16 protein-coding genes and 1 tRNA gene are annotated in these 17,314 nt (G+C 52.9%); 7 read left to right on the forward strand and 10 right to left on the reverse strand.

Annotated features, from left to right (window positions below):
- Positions 1-11 precede the first annotated feature (11 nt).
- The 4 genes from VO84_RS21500 (at position 12) to VO84_RS21515 (ending at position 5,185) form a co-directional block, all read left to right on the forward strand.
- Entirely contained in the window at positions 12-2,174 is a 2,163-nt protein-coding gene (locus VO84_RS21500; RefSeq protein ID WP_197414153.1) for an MGH1-like glycoside hydrolase domain-containing protein, read from the forward strand.
- 30 nt (positions 2,175-2,204) lie between these two features.
- Positions 2,205-3,599 (forward strand): FAD-containing oxidoreductase, encoded by a 1,395-nt coding sequence (locus VO84_RS21505; protein ID WP_058189820.1) that lies wholly within the window; start codon positions 2,205-2,207, stop codon positions 3,597-3,599.
- Between the two features lie 34 nt (positions 3,600-3,633).
- Positions 3,634-5,064, forward strand: a complete 1,431-nt coding sequence (locus VO84_RS21510) for a deoxyribodipyrimidine photo-lyase (RefSeq protein ID WP_058189821.1) — start codon at positions 3,634-3,636, stop codon at positions 5,062-5,064.
- A gap of 36 nt (positions 5,065-5,100) precedes the next feature.
- Positions 5,101-5,185 (forward strand) — tRNA-Leu (locus tag VO84_RS21515).
- 466 nt (positions 5,186-5,651) lie between these two features.
- Here VO84_RS21515 and VO84_RS23210 read toward each other — a convergent pair.
- The 8 genes from VO84_RS23210 to VO84_RS21550 all read right to left on the reverse strand — a co-directional run bounded on the left by VO84_RS23210 (position 5,652) and on the right by VO84_RS21550 (position 13,947).
- A complete protein-coding gene (locus VO84_RS23210) occupies positions 5,652-5,777 on the reverse strand; it encodes a hypothetical protein (protein ID WP_269431434.1) in 126 nt (41 codons plus the stop codon).
- Between the two features lie 289 nt (positions 5,778-6,066).
- The gene (locus tag VO84_RS21520; protein WP_058189822.1) at positions 6,067-6,441 is read right to left on the reverse strand and encodes a hypothetical protein; all 375 of its coding nucleotides are present in this window, start codon (positions 6,439-6,441) and stop codon (positions 6,067-6,069) included.
- Positions 6,442-6,461: 20 nt separating this feature from the next.
- Positions 6,462-6,908: an NlpC/P60 family protein gene (locus VO84_RS21525; protein ID WP_058189823.1), complete on the reverse strand. Its 447-nt coding sequence runs from the start codon at positions 6,906-6,908 to the stop codon at positions 6,462-6,464.
- Positions 6,909-7,034: 126 nt separating this feature from the next.
- Positions 7,035-7,415 carry a hypothetical protein gene (locus VO84_RS21530; protein WP_058189824.1) on the reverse strand — a complete coding sequence of 127 codons (381 nt, stop codon included), beginning with the start codon at positions 7,413-7,415 and terminating at the stop codon, positions 7,035-7,037.
- Positions 7,416-7,426: 11 nt separating this feature from the next.
- Complete coding sequence (locus tag VO84_RS21535; protein ID WP_082662261.1) at positions 7,427-8,446, reverse strand: RHS repeat-associated core domain-containing protein; 1,020 nt, start codon at positions 8,444-8,446, stop codon at positions 7,427-7,429.
- A gap of 2 nt (positions 8,447-8,448) precedes the next feature.
- The gene (locus VO84_RS21540) at positions 8,449-8,778 is read right to left on the reverse strand and encodes a hypothetical protein (protein ID WP_058189826.1); all 330 of its coding nucleotides are present in this window, start codon (positions 8,776-8,778) and stop codon (positions 8,449-8,451) included.
- A gap of 16 nt (positions 8,779-8,794) precedes the next feature.
- The gene (locus VO84_RS21545) at positions 8,795-11,482 is read right to left on the reverse strand and encodes an RHS repeat-associated core domain-containing protein (protein WP_058189827.1); all 2,688 of its coding nucleotides are present in this window, start codon (positions 11,480-11,482) and stop codon (positions 8,795-8,797) included.
- Positions 11,479-13,947, reverse strand: coding sequence for an RHS repeat protein (locus VO84_RS21550; RefSeq protein ID WP_197414154.1), 2,469 nt, complete (start codon positions 13,945-13,947; stop codon positions 11,479-11,481). Before VO84_RS21550 ends, VO84_RS21545 begins: the two co-directional genes overlap by 4 nt.
- Positions 13,948-14,502: 555 nt before the next feature.
- On the opposite strand from VO84_RS21550, the gene VO84_RS22955 reads away from it, so the two are divergent.
- The 3 genes from VO84_RS22955 (at position 14,503) to VO84_RS21565 (ending at position 16,298) form a co-directional block, all read left to right on the forward strand.
- Positions 14,503-14,697, forward strand: a complete 195-nt coding sequence (locus VO84_RS22955) for a hypothetical protein (protein ID WP_058189829.1) — start codon at positions 14,503-14,505, stop codon at positions 14,695-14,697.
- Between the two features lie 128 nt (positions 14,698-14,825).
- On the forward strand, positions 14,826-15,761 hold the full coding sequence (locus VO84_RS21560) for a hypothetical protein (RefSeq protein WP_058189830.1): 936 nt from the start codon (positions 14,826-14,828) through the stop codon (positions 15,759-15,761).
- Between the two features lie 3 nt (positions 15,762-15,764).
- Entirely contained in the window at positions 15,765-16,298 is a 534-nt protein-coding gene (locus VO84_RS21565) for a hypothetical protein (RefSeq protein WP_058189831.1), read from the forward strand.
- A gap of 118 nt (positions 16,299-16,416) precedes the next feature.
- Here VO84_RS21565 and VO84_RS22685 read toward each other — a convergent pair whose 3' ends face one another.
- Positions 16,417-16,578 (reverse strand): hypothetical protein, encoded by a 162-nt coding sequence (locus VO84_RS22685; RefSeq protein WP_157440046.1) that lies wholly within the window; start codon positions 16,576-16,578, stop codon positions 16,417-16,419.
- Between the two features lie 211 nt (positions 16,579-16,789).
- Entirely contained in the window at positions 16,790-17,137 is a 348-nt protein-coding gene (locus tag VO84_RS21575; RefSeq protein ID WP_058189833.1) for a hypothetical protein, read from the reverse strand.
- Positions 17,138-17,314 lie beyond the last annotated feature (177 nt).

The raw sequence follows: 17,314 nt of genomic DNA on the forward strand, positions 1-17,314 counted from the left end.
TTCGGCTACACATGATTTCTACCGCATCCATCCGCAAGGCCCTCTTCCATTCCATGCCTCAGCACATTCTGCTCTTCTGCCTGCTTGCCTGCATACCCTTGCTTCACACTCAGGCACAGCCCAAATCCGCCAATTACTCTCTACCAAAGCAGCAACTAGCCGCCAAATACTTCGGAGCAGACGCTCCATGGTTTCTCGACAACATTCCTTTTCTTGAGATCGACGACCCGGAAATCCAGCAGATTTACTACTATCGGTGGAAGTTATACCGCTCCCACATTCGCGAAATCGGACCGCAAGGGGCCATGGTTACCGAATTCCTCGACAACGTTCCATGGGGACGCCAACCCTATACAGATCTGAATGACTCTTCGTCCTTCCATTTGCTGGAAGGCCGCTGGATGCGCAATCCCGCAGTCATCAATTCATTGATCGATCACCTATATTCCGGCGGAGGAAACGACCGCCATTTCTCTGAATCCATAGCCGCCGCCACATGGAGCACAACCCTGGTCACAGGCGATCCCCAACCGGCCATTCGTCACCTCGACACGATGCAATACATCTTCAACGAGTGGGACGACCATCTGGACAGCACACGCTCCCTCTACTGGATTGATCCCATCAGTGACGCCACAGAGTACTCCATCGCATCCATCGATGCCTCAGGCGCGGGATTCACCGATCATCCCAGCACCGACGAGCGGCAGAATGGTTTTTTATTTGGCTCTGCTTTCCGTCCATCCATCAACAGCTATCAGTTCGCAAATGCCAATGCCATCGCAGAGATTGCCTCAGCAGCCGGCCGGCATGACATTGCAGATGAATATCAGCAGCGCGCCGAGAAAATTCGCTCCGCCATGTTATCGCAGCTCTGGAATCCAGACCTCGAACACTTCACAGATCGCTATCAACGATCCACATCATCTGTGAAAGCCGGCGAATTCATCCGCGGCAGAGAACTCGTCGGCTACGTCCCCTGGCTCTATGAGCTTCCTCTGAAAGACGCCTCCGCAACCGAAACTGCAAAGGCTTGGCGCCACATACTTTCACCTTCGGAACTCGCCGGCCCCTACGGGCTTCGCACCGCCGAACCAAGTTATGCGAAATACATGGTCCAGTATCGCTATGACAGACCAACCGGCAATCCGGAATGCCAGTGGAATGGCCCGTCCTGGCCATTTCAAACCTCGCAGGCGCTTGGCGGTCTCGCAAATCTGCTCAATGACTACCACCAGAACATCATCACCAGCGGAGACTATCTCCGGCTGCTCAGGCAATATACGCATCAGCATTTTCTTTCACCGGATCATCCGGATCTTCAGGAGGACTACAACCCCGACACAGGACGTCCCATCGTCGGCTTGCCTCGCTCGCACCACTACAATCATTCGACGTATATCGATCTGATCTTGAGCGGCCTCGTAGGAATTCGCCCGCGTGTGGACAACGTTCTGGAGCTGAATCCTCTCATTCCTTCCGATGAAGATTCAGCGGGCCGTCCGATTCGATACTTTCTCTTGGACAACCTCATATATCACGGACACGCAGTCACGATCATCTACGATCAGACCGGCGCTCACTATCACGCGACTCGCGGGCTATCCGTGATTGTGGATGGAAAACTCGCCGCTCGCTCTTCATCTCTCAAGCGAATCCAGGTTCTTCTATCCAGCCCGCGCAACGTCATCTCCCATCAGCCTCGCAATCCAATCGACCTCGCAGTGAATCCCGGAATTTCGGAACCTCCGTCAGCAACTGCATCGTCAAGCGGCACGACCGGCTCTCCTTCTCAGGCTATTGATGGCCGCCTCTGGTTCTTTCCAGAAATCGCGAAGGGCTGGTCGCCCGCATCCGATACAGCCGGCAAGCAGAGCTGGCTTTCCATCGACTTTGGCCACGTGCACGAAGTGAATACTGTGGACCTCTATTTCCTCGGAGACGCTCCGGATTATCAGGCGCCCGCAGGCGCAGCTCTCGAATATCAAGTCGGCCAGGAATGGCGGCCCATACCAGGGCAACTGCATGAACTCGGCAAGCATCCGATCTCCAATGGTCGCAATCGCATTACATTCTCTGCAGTCCAGACGCAGGCGATTCGCGTTATAGTGGACGGGCCACCTGCTCCTGCAACCTTTCGGTTGATTGAAGCAGAGGTGTTCGACCTTAAATAACGTCTCTCGAAAATCTCAGGTGAGAATTCAATGACTTCACGCTTTGACTCAATTGTGATTGGCGCTGGCCAGGCCGGTCCAACTCTTTCCTCACGTCTTGTATCAGCAGGCGAAAAGGTCGCACTCATTGAAAAGGGCTGGCTTGGCGGCACCTGTGTCAACGTCGGATGCACGCCGACCAAAGCACTCGTCGCCAACGCGAGAGCCATTCAACAGACGCGCCGCGGCGAAGAAATGGGATTCAGCATTTCCGGAGACGTGGCCATCAACATGACCCGCATCAAGGCGCGCACTCAGGAAATCGTTCTGAAATCAAGAAGCGGACTCGAAAAGTGGCTCGGAGAGATGGAGCATCTGACGCTGCTCAAAGGTACTGCCTCATTCGTCTCAAGCCACACGCTCCAGGTAAATGGCGAGACATACGAAGCGGACAAAATCTTTCTAAACGTCGGCGCACGTCCCACCATTCCAAACCTGATTGGGGTCGATTCCGTTCCATATCTCACCAGCACAACCATTCTCGACCTCGATATAGTCCCTGAACATCTCGCAGTCGTCGGAGGAAGCTACGTAGGCCTGGAGTTCGCGCAAATCTTCCGGCGTCTCGGAGCAAAGGTAACGGTCGTCGAGCGCGGCTCAAGGCTCGTCTCGCATGAAGATCCCGACGTAAGTGATGCTGTCGCCAAAGTGATTGCCAGTGAAGGAATCGACCCGCGTCTCGATGCGGAATGTATCCGTCTGGACCGGGCCAATCCGGGCCAGGCGGATGGAAAAATCCTGGTCCATGTCTCCTGCAAGACTGACCCTCCATTCGTCGAAGCCTCGCACGTGCTTCTAGCAGTGGGCCGCACGCCAAACAACGACCTGCTCGCACTTGACAAGGCAGGAATCCAGCTCGACGCCCACGGCTATATTCAGGTGGACGATCAGCTTCGCACGAATGTCTCAGGCATCTGGGCTCTCGGAGACTGCAATGGACATGGCGCATTCACGCACACCTCCTATAACGATTACGAAATCGTCGCAGCAAATTTACTCGATGGTGATTCCCGCAGACTCAGCGACCGCATCCCCGCCCACGCTCTTTACATCGACCCACCACTGGCACAGATCGGCATGACGGAAGAGCAGGTGCGAGAAACCGGAAAGCCCGCGCTCATCGGCACTCGCGCCATGACCCGCGTTGCTCGCGCCACGGAAAGAGGCGAGACGCAGGGCTTTATCAAAATCCTCGTCGACAAAGAGTCTCAGCTAATCCTCGGCGCATCCATCCTCGGTACGGAAGCCGATGAAGCAATCCACTGCATTCTCACAGCTATGTATGCCCGCAAACCTGTCTCGCTCCTGCAGCGCTCAGTGCATATACACCCCACCGTCGCCGAACTCATTCCAACAACGGCACAAGATTTGAAACCACTTCAATAGTCGTCAGTCGAATTTTCCTTGTTGCACTCTTCGTATGCCCAACCCCAGCCCGCTGCCGGAACCCCTGCTCTCCCACACACAAAATCCGCGTGTGACAGTGCGTCGTGCAGGCTCTCCGCTCAAAGGCGGCAAGTGCATTGTCTATTGGATGCAGCGCGCCCAGCGCTCTCTCGATAATCCAGCCCTCGATCTCACTATCGCGCTTGGCAATGAACTCAACCTTCCCGTCATCGTCGTTCTCTCCATCATCGCCAACTATCCAAACGCCAACCTGCGCCACTACGCATTCCTCAGCCAGGGCCTCGCTGACATTGAGTCCGACCTCGCCGAGCGCAACGTCACCTTCATCGTTCGTCGGCCGCCAGATAACCAGCTCGAAAAATTTCTCCAGGAAGTGGATGCCGCACTTCTCATCGGCGATGAAAACCACTGCCGCGAGCCGGAGCGCTGGCGCAAAGTCCTAGCCCGCCGTCTCAAACTTCCCTTCCTCACCGTCGATGCCGACGTAGTCGTTCCCTCAAGCCTCTTCCACAAGCATTTCTACGCGCTCCACATCTTCAAGCCGCGCCTCTTCGCGCATGTGCCCACGTATCTGGTCAAGCAGCCCAACCTCAAAGCCACTCACTCCTGGCGCACTCCAAAAAACTTCCTCCGCTATGATCTCCAAGGCGACATTACCGAAGGCTGGACCAACTTCGACCGCTCCATCCAGCCCGTCGATACCTTCACCGGCGGAACGCACGCCGCTCTAAGCCGCCTCAAACACTTTGTCTCCCGCCTTCTTCACGCCTACCCGGAAAATCGCAATCACCCCGAGCATGACGGCACCAGTTGCCTCTCGCCTTACTTGCATTTCGGCAACATCAGCCCCATCACCATCGCGCTAGCCGCGCAGGACGCCGTCAAGCAGGGCAAAGCCAGCGCCGCAGCCTGCGACATCTTCCTCGGCGAACTCATTGGCTGGCGCGAACTCTCAGTCAACTTCGTCAAATTCGTTCCCGATTATGATTCCCTTGACTGCGCCCCCGACTGGGCCGCCAAAACCCTCCGCGAGCACGCCAGAGATGCCCGCCCAACTCTCTACACTCTCAAAGAAATGGAAGAAGGCCGCACCCACGACGATCTCTGGAATGCCGCGCAGCTCCAGATGGTCCACTACGGCTGGATGCACAACCGCATGCGCATGTACTGGGCCAAGAAAATCCTCGAGTGGTCCCCATCACCCCATCTCGCTTATCAGCACGCCGTCCTCTTGAATGACCGCTACGAGCTCGATGGCCGCGATCCCAACGGCTACAGCGGAATCGCATGGTCCATCGCCGGCGTCCATGACCGCCCCTGGTTCGATCGCCCTATCTTCGGCACCATCCGCTACATGTCAGGAGCATCCACCGGCAAAAAATTCAACTCCCGTCACTACATCGAAAACGTAGCCGCAGGCCGCTGGCGCGGCGACGTCGAATAACCCTCCGGGTACAATAAAAAGAAAGGCCCACCCCATGCGGAAGTGGTGAAATGGCAAACACACCAGCCTTAGGAGCTGGCGCCCAAAAGGCTTAGGGGTTCAAGTCCCCTCTTCCGCACCATAAACATTCTGAAGGACTTAAATAGACTGGGCGGCTCTCATGGGCCGCCCTTAGTTTTGTAATTGTAACGGTTTTTGTAACGGTGACGCTTACTGTGGGTCATCTGGTGCAAACGGTGTAACCGAGAGGGGTTACACGGTCCTTGCAATACAAAAGCACAGGCAGAGTTAGAGCTAGAGGTTAACGGGCCTGAGTATTGAAGCCTGATTGAGTTGATTGTCTGAAAAACAGGGGAGTTGCGGAAATAGGGCCACGCTCCAGCGGATAACTAGGCGCACTGCAACACGGGCTTAACGTGTCGGCATAGTGAGACAGATCGTGTTTATGGCCGCAGCGTCCGCAGTAATGCGACTCTGTTTCGATATTCGTTTCAGGTTCCATGCCGCGCAGAGTACCACACGCCAAGAAAAAGCCCCGACCGGAGCCGGGGCCATTCAAGGTTCTTTCGTTTTTCATGGAGTAATGGTCAAGGTTTGAGACGGTGTAACGCCGTCTTCGCCTTCATCGCCAGCAGGTTCGATTCATTCAACATCGCCATGCGCTGAACCTCCTCAACAGAGCGCGGATGCAGATGGATTCGCGGTTTCCCCACGGAACCCCTCGTTTTCCCTAACTCCTTCGATGCGAGGACGTTTACCCAGGTGCACCCAGAGGTTTCCCCACAGTTCCCTACAAGGGGTGGAGTGTCAACATTCACCCCATGCGCAGCATGGCCCCCACACCGGCAAGATATTCCCCGGAGATCACAGCGGCCTTTAGCGCGGCGATTGGCATGGCGATGGCCCTTGGATACGCTCAGCAGCTCATCAGCGCGTCTGCGGGCCAGCCACACGCAGCAAGGCCGCCTCCGAAGAGACGGCCTTGCTGGAAGCTATGCCCGTTCAACAGCCCTTCACAAGGGTCAGCTTCACCGCGTGGCCATCGGAGAACGTGACCATCCACTCGCTTTTTCCGAGCATCATGGAGTTCCCAGCAGCCAACTCGGTTGCTGCACAGGTCTGCACATAGGCTGATGCCTCGGTCAAGGGAACAAGAGGCCCGAACTTTTTATCGATCTGATCCTTGCTCTTCCCAACTACTAGACTGGCCGGGTCTCGGTCATGCGTCATGATCGACAGCGCCCTGCTCGTATCGATCTTCCAGAGATCGTGCTTCCACAGCACATAAGCGATGTTTTTCGGATCGTAGTAGCCACTGTAAAGCGATGCCCATCCCGCGATCAGCAGGCAGGGCAACGCAACTAAGATAAGGATCAACGACCGTCTCCCTTTATTTGTCATGGCAGACCCACCCACTTTCTGACGACTGGGCCAGCGTCGCCCGCATGCTCTCCGTTCTGTCCGGGACCACGGAAGCCCCAGTTGTTTACCGTGATCCGTCCACCTTGATACGCATTCGCAGATGCCGTCATGCCGTTGCCGACGTATATGCCAACATGGCCTTCTGGATCGTCATGATGGGCCATCGCGATCACATCGCCCGGACTGGCCGTACTTAGCGGAAGAGGGCCGGAGTAGCCGGGTATGGCTATCGTCGCCCACTCCTTCGCCGTAGGATCACGAGTAAACCCGAGCCATCCCAATATTCCAGACTTCGGAACCTGAGGCCGATATCCGGTGCCTGATTGAACTGCATCGCATGCAAACTCATTGCACTTATTGGTGCCCTTGCCATAGGTGACGCCGCCGCCAGAAATCGTCGTACCGTTGATCGAATACTTCATCGATCCGGCTTGAGACGATGCTGCATTTGCCGTATTTTGTTGGGCCTTCACTGCGAGTCAGCACGTCGTAAGTGTGGCCGAGAAATTTGTCGTGTGTAGCGCCCATCACTTTATCTGTCCCGGAGCTTATTGATCGACAGGCACACTGTGTTCTCCTATGGTCACTGGGTAAAATAATCCATTCTTGGCTTTCAGAAAGATAAGGATCTGATCGATTTGATCCTTACCAGCTCCGTTTATAGCTGTGATGACATCATCTAAGCGCGAATCAGAGTCAACGATGATATTTATTTTGCTGATCTTGGAGCAGCGATTCATCAATCGTCCGACAACATCAAGCGGATATTTGGGGTATGTTTTCTGTTGAAGTTGGTAGACGCTATGGCCGTTTTGTTGCAAAATTTCTACGGTTATGTGTGACGGGCAGCTCGAAGAGCTGTCGGCTGGTGTCTGAGATTTTCCCAAAGAGCAGACACTTAAAATCATCAGTATCAGAATGGACTTCATCTTCTTCTCCTCTACGGTCCTGTGTAACGGCGATATGTGATGGGCAGATTGGCACCAAAATATGCTGACCCTGCGGTAGTTTGATAAATTGCGTGTGCGCCAGCCGCAACCACTCGTATCGTGCCGTTCTCGTTGCCGGTCACGATGCCTGAGTGCCCGGTGGCATTGCTGAAGCTTTCTTTGTAGGCAGCCACATCCCCGGCTGCGGGAGCTTCACCCGATCCGAGAACTCGCCAGTTATCGACATGGAACTTTGGATTAGCCCAATCTTGGGCTACTAGAGGATTGTCTCCACCGGGATATGTAGGACCACCAATCCCGGCCTTATTCAGCATTGCGCAAACAAAGACGTTGCATTTTGGTGCGCCATTGCCTTGTGCCCAAGCTGTGCTTTTTCCTTTGGCTTCCCCGTATGCTGCATCTGCTAGAGCATTGCGTTTATCGACGTTGGAACTAGAGCCTTCACCACCTTGTTGTTGGGCCTGTGCCTGGGTGGTTCCATTGCTAGCCTGTTGCGCAGCGTCATTTGCGTCCTGAGCCTGCTGAGCCCCGGTTTGTTCGATCTGTGTGGGATCACCTGTGACATATTGAATCGAGTCAAATTCGTCACAGCCAAACGTCGCGATTCCCGGTGAACATCCTCCTGAAGGGATTGCGTATTGCACATTCGCGCTATATGGGTTTGCCGCATGTCCATCGGCATCCACCTTATTCAGCGGCGCATTTTCAACGTACGCATACAGATTCAGCGTCTGCGGGTCGCCGAAGGCGGCATAAGGAACAGCCGTGGGCTTGGCATCCCAGTCCGGGCTCATGAACCGCCCCAAGGTACTGTTATAGTACCGCGCCCCAAAATCGTCGTTTCCGGTCTCCGCATCCCGTTCTTTGCCGGTAGAAATAGGTCGGAATTGCGCGTGTTCTTTTGCGCAAACGGCAGAGGTCATCATACGAGTGCCGAAGCAAATCGTAGTGCTATCCCAGGTCCCGAAAATCGGGACCTGCGGCACCCTCGCACCGTGGCTAGTTTGCATCCCTAAGACCTGGGCCACCCGCCAAGCGATTCGATGAACTGACGAGCAACGTCAGAGGAGACACCTACGCGGGTAAAAAACTCGTCCTCATCGATCTCTTTTAAGCAGACAGCAGTACAACGAGATAGCACCCCTGCTTCATCGGCTGAGAGTTCCCATGCGCCATCCTCTCCTGGTTTGTCCAAGGATTTCAGCTTTTCAAAAAGCCCTCGCACATCATCCCGCGTTGTTCCGATTGCGGAAAAGTCATTAGAGAACCCATGAAGAACTTCATTTAGGACATTCAGCGCAAGAGATAGCGTGCTTCGTTCAACTGAGACACTAGCGGTCATCTTTACATTTCCTCGGTCAACGCAGGTTGTCGAAATAGCTCTTTCCGCCTGTCGGACGGAAGGCTGTCGATTGTGATGGGGAAGTTGAGTTCTCAATCACTACCATCTGTTCCTTGTCATTCCAATAAGCCGTCCTGCCATTGGAAAGGCTTCGAGAATCGGATGGATTTAGGATTGTATCCTCGACGCGAGATTTGAACTCATTAGGAGTAATGTCGCCAAACTCGCCTCTCCCTACTACGTGTTTGTTGTATGCATGATTAACGACGTTCTCAGCGATCTCACTCGCTCTTGCTTTATTCGCAGCACTCAACAAGCGTGCAGCTTTCCAAGCCCCATAGCCATATTCAGCGGCAGCGCCCCCGACACCAAGACCCACTTGGATTGCCTGCGAGGTCATAAACGCTTTAACCGCTCCCATGCCGTCATTACCGATTTGTCCGAAAGACTGGATCGCGTCTGCCCCTTGGATACCGGGATTGTCAGGAGTCCATTGGACGGTGCCGACAACATTTCCGCTGGAATCTGTGATGTTTCCTGAGCCGGAGGCAGAGTTTTGAAGACTCGCTAGTGACGGTCCGGACAGCCCACCGCTGTTACCTGACTGCTGGGCTGCTTTATAAGCGTCGTCGTCAATGCCATCCGTGCAGTGCTGAGTGCCGTTCAGCGTTGTACAAATCTGTATCGAACGACCATCGGCGTCCGTTCCGATTAACGGATTATTTTGAACATAGCTGTAAAGATTCCAGCTCGCAGGATTCAGTGCATTCTGGTCGCTGCCATCATCAGGCGACAAGAACCTTCCCATGCTGCTTGTGTAGTACCTAGCCCCGAAGTAGTCGTTTCCTGATTCGGCGTCTCGTTCTTTGCCGGTGAACTTGTAATCGTTGGCGTCCCCTGTGGCAATCTGCATTTCTTTCCCATAAGGGAAATATTCCGATTCGCTCAGTATGTTGCCCTGATAGTCCGTAACTAGGGCCGTGGAGCCGAGATTGTCAGAGACGTAGTATTTCGGCGTGGTCGCGCCCGGATCGATGCGAGCGATGCGCTTTCCACCGAAGAAAATATAACGAGTCGGAGTTGTATCCGTCGCGCTGGTCTCGGCCAAGGGATCGGAGCCTGTGCCGCGCCAGTAGAGCTTGCCCGGCTTGGATACTCGGTTCCCCATTCCGTCATAGGTATATGCGGTGCCTGCTCCGGAAGTAATTCGGCCTTCGGCATCGTAGGTAAAGCTGTCTCCGTTATAGGCCGTAACGTTGCCTGCGCTGTCGTAGGTGGCCGCTGCCAGTTGGTTCAAAGCGGTAGCCGATGTGTTTAGCGACTCAGCAGTGCACAGCGTGGGCGATTTAGCTATCAAGTTGCCCCAGGGATCGATAGTGATTGATTCTCCCCAGTTGAGCGTGCCACCATTGACGGCTGTACATGCTGTGCCCAGCGTCTTTGCCGATATGACTCGGTTCAGTGTGTCGTAAGTGTAATTAACGCTGCCGTTTGGACGGCTTAACCCCAACCCGTCCAGACCGTCTGTTACCCCGATCAATAATCCGTTGTCTTGCCCCGGCACACTGGAAGAACCGGCGTTGAAGTTGAAGGTTTTGTTGAAGAGCGTGTTGGCAGGGCTAATCTGCTGCGCCGTAAGCGTCAAGGGCTGGAGACGCGCGTTATAGCTGTCCGAGAATTGAATGTTGCTTCCGTAGTCATAGACCTTTGGTGCACCGGTCGCCCATGTGGATTGGACGTCGGCATAGGCGGTTGTGCCATTGACCACGGAATAGACGCGGTCTGCGGCATTGACGTTATAGGTCAGTGTAAAGGCGGTTGTACTGCCGGATGCAGGATAGGTCAAAGAATCGACCACGCCATTCAGCGTATAGCCATAGCTGACCTGATCGGTTACAGTACCGATTCGGCGAGCTTCTGCAAGCGTTCTACCCACTGGATCATAACTCCAGGCAGTTGCACCTGAGCTGTCACACATGCCGCTCATTCGCGAAATCAGGTTAGTAGCTCCTGAACTTACTGTGGGAAGCGTACAGCCGGATATAGCGCTTCCGTCGTAGGCATAAGAAACGGAGGCCGTCCCGTCATTGTAGGACTTTCCGGTCAACCGATTGAGCGTGTCGTAGATAAAGGTTGTTGTTACGGTCGCAGTGCTCTGCTGATTTTCTTTGGGAGCAATGCGCGAAGTTACGTTGCCGTCTTTGTCATACGCATAACGGACCGTGCCTGAAGTATAACTCCCGTTATCAGGATTCGGGCACGTCGCCGGGCTCGAAAGCGGAGAGGTGATTTCGGGGTTTGCCGAGCAGAGCAGCTCGCCGAGAGAATCGTAGGCGAAGGTTCGCGTGCGCCACGCCGAGGAGCTGCTGCTGCCGCCCTTCTGCACGGCTTTAATCAGATCGCCTAGTACATTATAGGAATAATCCGTTTCATAATTCACGCCGCTTGGGTCTTCCCATACACCAGCCAGACGCCCTAATCCATCCGTCTGTGACTTGCGTTTATGCCCAACTTCGTCGGTGATCGTCGTCGTGTTGCCCGTATATGTTGTGCTTGTTGCGGAATTGTCTTGCTCTGTGACTGAGCTGACTCGGCCAATTCCGTCATAAGCTGTAGTGGTCCAGTATTTGGTGTCGCTGCTGCGGTACGGATTCGACACCTGGGAAACACGCCCCAGACCGTCATAAACCGTATCTGTGGTCACCGCACCTTCCGGATCGGAGTTATCTCGCTGTGAATCGTGCGCCCCAGACCGTCGTAAATATTTTCGTGGACGACATTGACGGAGCTGCTAATTGCTTCCGTCTGTGTTGTGTACCACGGATTCGTAGTGGGATTGGAGTAACATGAGCCGCTTGGGTCGTCGCTGTAGCAGTAGGTAGTCGTTCCATCTCCGGCAGGATAGGTAACTGTCTTCACCCGGTTTATTAGATCGTAGGCCACACTCGTTGTTTTGCTGTTCGGGTCCGTTGTAGAGGCCACCGTTCCCGTACAAGAATTGTAGGTCGAACTTGTGATTTGCCCTTTGGCATTGGTGGTTGAAGTGCGATAAAGCTTTCCCAAGCCGGATGGAGTGCAACTAGTATTCGACCAGCTATCAGCATAGCTATATGATGTCTGATATCCCAACGGATCAACGACAGAAAGCAGGTTTCCTGCATCGTCATATTGATTGGAGGTTGTGAGTGTCGCGCCGTCTGAACTGCGCCATTTTGAAACGGCGGTCAGATTTGCGCGATTAGTATAGCTGGTGCCGTATGTTGAGCTATGCTGAATAGCGCCGCTTGCCTGCATCGACTGATTTGCATGGGAATAATTGTCATATTCGTTGGTAGTTTGCGCAGCCTTATTTCCCGATCCGTCATATAGGGTCACCAACTGGGGTTTGGTGATGGTCCAGCCGCCGATAGAAAACGACGCGTAGGTGGTATCGGTCTTGCGTAACAAAGCACCGGGAGCAGTCGCGCCGTAATCGTACTCATCTACTTCGGTGGGATTCATCCGTGTGGATGTTCCAGGGCATTGAGCGGAATTGCAGCTATAGGTAAATGCGTCGTATGTGGTGCTTTTCTGGCTTTCCTGGCCGTTATCCAAAGTTGTCACCTGGTTTGTAAGACGCCCATCCGATATGGACATATTGACAGGGTCGTAATCCGGGGTGAACGTATTGGTGACGGTCCGCAGCAAGTGACCACTGGAGTCGGAATACGTGGTGGAATACTCGTACACGTTTGCCGACATCACCTCGCCGTTCTGCATAGAAAGCGATCCAAAATTGTGAACCGTTACATTTCCAAGCGGGTCCGTCACCGTCGTCTTTCCGCCCACTGGAAAGAGGCTATATGTCCAAACGTATACGTTGCCGTTTACGGTTACAGTGCGTGTCGCCACGCCACGACCACCTACAGCTCCAAATGGGTAACCAGCGGGGCCCATCATTTTAGCCTGGTAATCATCAATATACGTGTAGTTGATGGTGGCCCCAGTTGGCAAAGTGATTTGCTGAATCTCGCCGCTTTCGTTGCTTATGTAGGTAAATTTATATGTGGCACCATTAGGCAAAATGATTTCGCTGATTGCTGGAGGAGTTCCATAACTTCCCAGCTCGCAACCATAGGACGAATTCACGCCACCCGGATTCTGTGAGCATACATCCGGACTATAGGATACCGACTCATAATTGACGGTATAAACCCGCTGATTCCCGCTTGAATCTTTAACCGTATACGTTGTGGTCGTGCCGCTGGTAGCTGCGGTGACTAGGGGCCGGTCCATTGTGTCACCAGTAGTGCTTGCCTCATTGCCGTTCGTATCGGTCATCTCGCCGCCCGTCCATGAATAACCGGGAGCCCCGCCGCCGGACAACTGAATTTGCGTACCATTCTTCAGCGTCAGAATTCCAGTCTGCGTATTGAAGTACATTCCGGAGCCATCGGTTGTCGGACCTTGCAGCGTTTGTTGGTTGCAGCTTCCTTGGGAATCTACCTCTTCGTAGACAGCTAACGGGTGTTGGGTTCCGTTCGGCTCAATCACATGCCAGTTATTGACCGGCCTATAAGTGATTTGGGAGCTTGTAGGGCAGGTGACCGCTTGCAAATTCGTGTTCAAAATTCCCTTAACCTGCCATGTGAACGGAGAAGCAAGACGCCAACCGGCAGCGACGTTAGCTTCCCCACTCCCGATATAGTAGTAGAGAGGAGTACACGTATTACCACCACCGCCGCCAGGAGGGCCAGTTCCCGCAGGCGAATCTCCAGCGACCGCCAAGGGGCCGTTTGGTGGAGGTCCACAATTTGGATAGACTCCTAGGTACGGCTGCTTAATCCATGTCTGGGTATCAAAGACAAGACTCCAACTTAGAGTATTGCCTCCGCGCTGCTTGGATTTAAGAATCGGGATGCTGACGTGCAAATTGCCGTTCTGGAGATTTACCTGATCAATATCACTGCCGCTAAAGGCGCTGTTCGGCGGCAATCCGCGCTCTTCTGCGGTAACCAATTGTGCAAATGCGGGTACAGGTTTCCCCAGAAAAAGAGCGATAAAGGCCGTTAGGAACGTGCACAAAACCAACCGTAAACTCACCGGCGAATAACGGCGTTGCTGAAGAGTTTTAGAAGCCGCAATCAAACACATAACGTTGAAGCTTTGTCCACAGTTGGTCTCCGTCATAACCAAATCTCTCCTTGACAGCAGCACATTATGGCGGGCACACACCGCCATTGAAGCTAAGTATGTTTTTGAGCGACACAATGCTTTGCCATGCGCTTTCTTCAAAGAAACGCATAAGACTATCTAAGCCAGATTTAGGTGTTATCAGGTCGGATTCATGATTGGCGGCCTCGAATGATCAACTGATTTCAGTGCTTTCAACAATGACCCAGGAAACAACCACACTGTTCTACTGCATTCGAGACAACGTCGGAGTCGTTGTCGCATGGTTTAGAAGGTTCGCCGTGAATCCACTGCCGCTGCCATGCACAGCGCAGTGTTAACTTGCTAATCAGGAAACGTAATAGTTATGCCAATTAAATTCCCCTCTGTCAAGTGAGATTGTAATTAGAAGTTGAAATTTCATATCGAGTGCGCCAAAGCAGCAAAACCCCGGCATTGAGCCAAGGGAAGTTTTGAAATGAATGCCGCACAATTAAAATAAGGCCCTCATCATCGTGATGAGGGCCGTTATGTTTAGTACGGAGGATTCAAGCCGTTTACCGCTTCCCCGCCTTGACAATAACCCAGCCCGGAACAGACACGACGCCGGATGTCTTCGAGCAGAACAGGGTCGTTGTGAGTCGCAGCCGCTTCCTAATGGTTGAAGGCCCATTGCAGAAGCAGGACGGCGTGATTCATGTGAAGGCGGTACAGATGATGCCGCTGGCAGATATTTCGCTAGAAGTACGGTCGAGAGACTTTCACTGAAATTGAGAATTACGCATTAGAGGTGTTTGCACAAAAAGTGACTAATTTCTCGTAAATACGAAAAGTGCGCGAATCTCGTTAAATTTTTCTGTGACACGCGTGTGTGCTAAACTCCTTCGCGGAATCCCATGTCCACAAAGAAGAAGCTTGAAGACGAACGTAGCGATGCGCTGCAAGAGATTCATGATGAGCGTTCAGACTTTGAATCGATAGTCCAACGCGCTGGATTTCTCGGTGAGCCCACAAGTGAACGTGTGGCCGAAGTCATAGCGAGATTCGATACGCTGACTGCGGATGCACAAAAATCTAAATCCATAGAGGACCTAGAGAATCTTTCCTATGATGCGGACGCGCAAGGCCAGCTTCGCGCCTACATTTGCCCATTAACAGAAATCGAGGATGAGGGCAGGCATTGCCTCGATCTAATGGCCGAGTGGAACGTCCCGGCTTCTGTACTGGAAAAGCATCGCACCACTCTCCTTCCCAAACTGAAAAAGACTGACAAGAGCAACGAAGCACGGAGCGCATTGCGGACTCTCTATGCTGAGCATGATTCATGGGACAGATACACGTCTGGTTATGAAGAAAGCATGAAACGTTTTACGTTGTGCCTGGTTCCAATAACTTGCGTTCTTCTCCTTGGTTCTGTGTTTTCATTCCTGTATCCGAATTGGCTGTTGCTGGGTATCGTATGTGCTGGAGCAGCGGGAGCCTGTACCAGTGTTTTGTCCAAAATGCCGATGGTTGAGGTGGAATTGACAGGCCAATTGGACTCTTACATGAGACGCATCCTCACGCGAGTCATGGTTGGCACAGTGGCAAGCGTTGTCGGTTCGGGATTTATATCCATGGGCATCATCAACATCACAATCGGCAACCAAAAGTTTTCGGATATTATTTGCGGCTGCACTCCCGGTTCTCCTCAATCCGTTTCGTTGAGGATTCTTGGTTTAATCACTATTCCATTGCTATTGGGATTCAGTGAGCGGGCTCTCACTTCGTTTGGAAATCAATTCGACAAGAAAATAATCGGAACCAAGGGGTCAACCTTAGATAAGGAGTAGACGATGGCTACACCGTATGAAGAAATGACAGAGGCGGCAGAGGTATATAAGAATCGTCACCGTTCCGGTCCGATGTTTGTTCAGCGTTTCGTTGAGAAGTTTGTCGCTTATTGTGAAATACCCCCAGCGAAAATCAGATTCATGCGCTTCGATGAGGATAGAGGTGTGTTCACAATAAGAGGCAATGAAATTATAGGCTTTCATCAAGCAATTCGATACTTTGAAAAATTCGGCCAGTGGCGTATGGGGATTCGTATAATGTTTGGCTCGGATGTCTACTCAGTCTTTGGCTTACACGTTGCAGATAACGGAAGCACATATTTCGTCAGATTGGGTGGGCCAGATGAGCCATACCAAGCCATAGACCTGAATGATGAGGCATCGACCGAAGCCTACTTCACAACTGTCGCAGCATTGGTAAAAAACGGGTTCCTGTCGCAACCGTTTGTCGCTGAATTAACGCCGAATAAGAAGGCGAGCCGAATCGGATTTCAACCGAGTATTGGCGCTAACGTAGACGTCGCAGCAGAGAATTAGCTTAAGACTAACGTTCCCTCTTCTGCCGCACCCCCAGTTCTATTCATCCACCATTGCGTCATCATTGACCAGTTTTTGAAACGGCTGAGCGTTCGCCAGAACCGTAGCGAAGGTGAGCTTATCGCAAGCTGTAAACGAAAGCCGCTAAGAGTCCGGTCATGATGTTACCCACAAAGACCGCCAGTGCAATTTTCCAGAATCCGATAGACGGTGTTGTTTTAATGCTCTCTTCAGCCCGGCTCTCTTCTGCCGGGTTCAGTGACAAGGTATTCATCTTCATTTGACTGTCATCCTTCCTATTACGCGCTCATAGACGTGGCGCGGAATGCGGATGCTTCGATAGCTCCGTTTGTGCTTTTCTTCAGGGCGCTCAATGATAAGAACGCCCCGCTCATGTTCAAACAGCCGGGTGACAGTCTGGAAAGAGAAGCCCGTCAAGGCTTGCACTTCTCGGATGGTGTACGGCGTTAGAACATCTGACATACACCCGCTCACACCACTTCACTGTCAGGAGCCAACTGGATCAATGAGTAAGCCCCGGTTCCACCAATCCGTTTGCCCTTCTTTAGCTTAGACACAATGGCCTTCGCATATGCCTCACGGCCCCGGTCCACTTCAAAGCCGTCTATCGTCTCGCGTACTACGTCAGAGATTTCATTCAAGTCTTCGTTTATCGTCTTCTCATCCAACAGCGCAAGACAGACCATACCGGCCTTAGCTTGGGACTCTTCCATCATGGTCCAGTCGGCATCTAGCCCCCGCGCAAATAGTTCCTGTGATATTTCGTCCTGTAACCGAATCAGACGAACAAGGCGATTTTGCAGTTGACGCATAGTCATACCCTTTAGGTCCTCCCCGACCTGAAGGCCATAATTGCACAGCGCAAAACTGGCATCAACATTTTTTTTGAATCTCTTAGCACCTCTTAGCAACGGTTAGGAGCGGTTAGGATCGCTTAGTGTCAACAAGAGCTAGCAGCGGAGGCGCTGGAGGCGTATATGTTGAAGCTCAATTAT

The sequence above is a fragment of the Occallatibacter gabretensis genome (assembly GCF_001449115.1).
Classification (GTDB): domain Bacteria; phylum Acidobacteriota; class Terriglobia; order Terriglobales; family Acidobacteriaceae; genus Telmatobacter; species Telmatobacter gabretensis.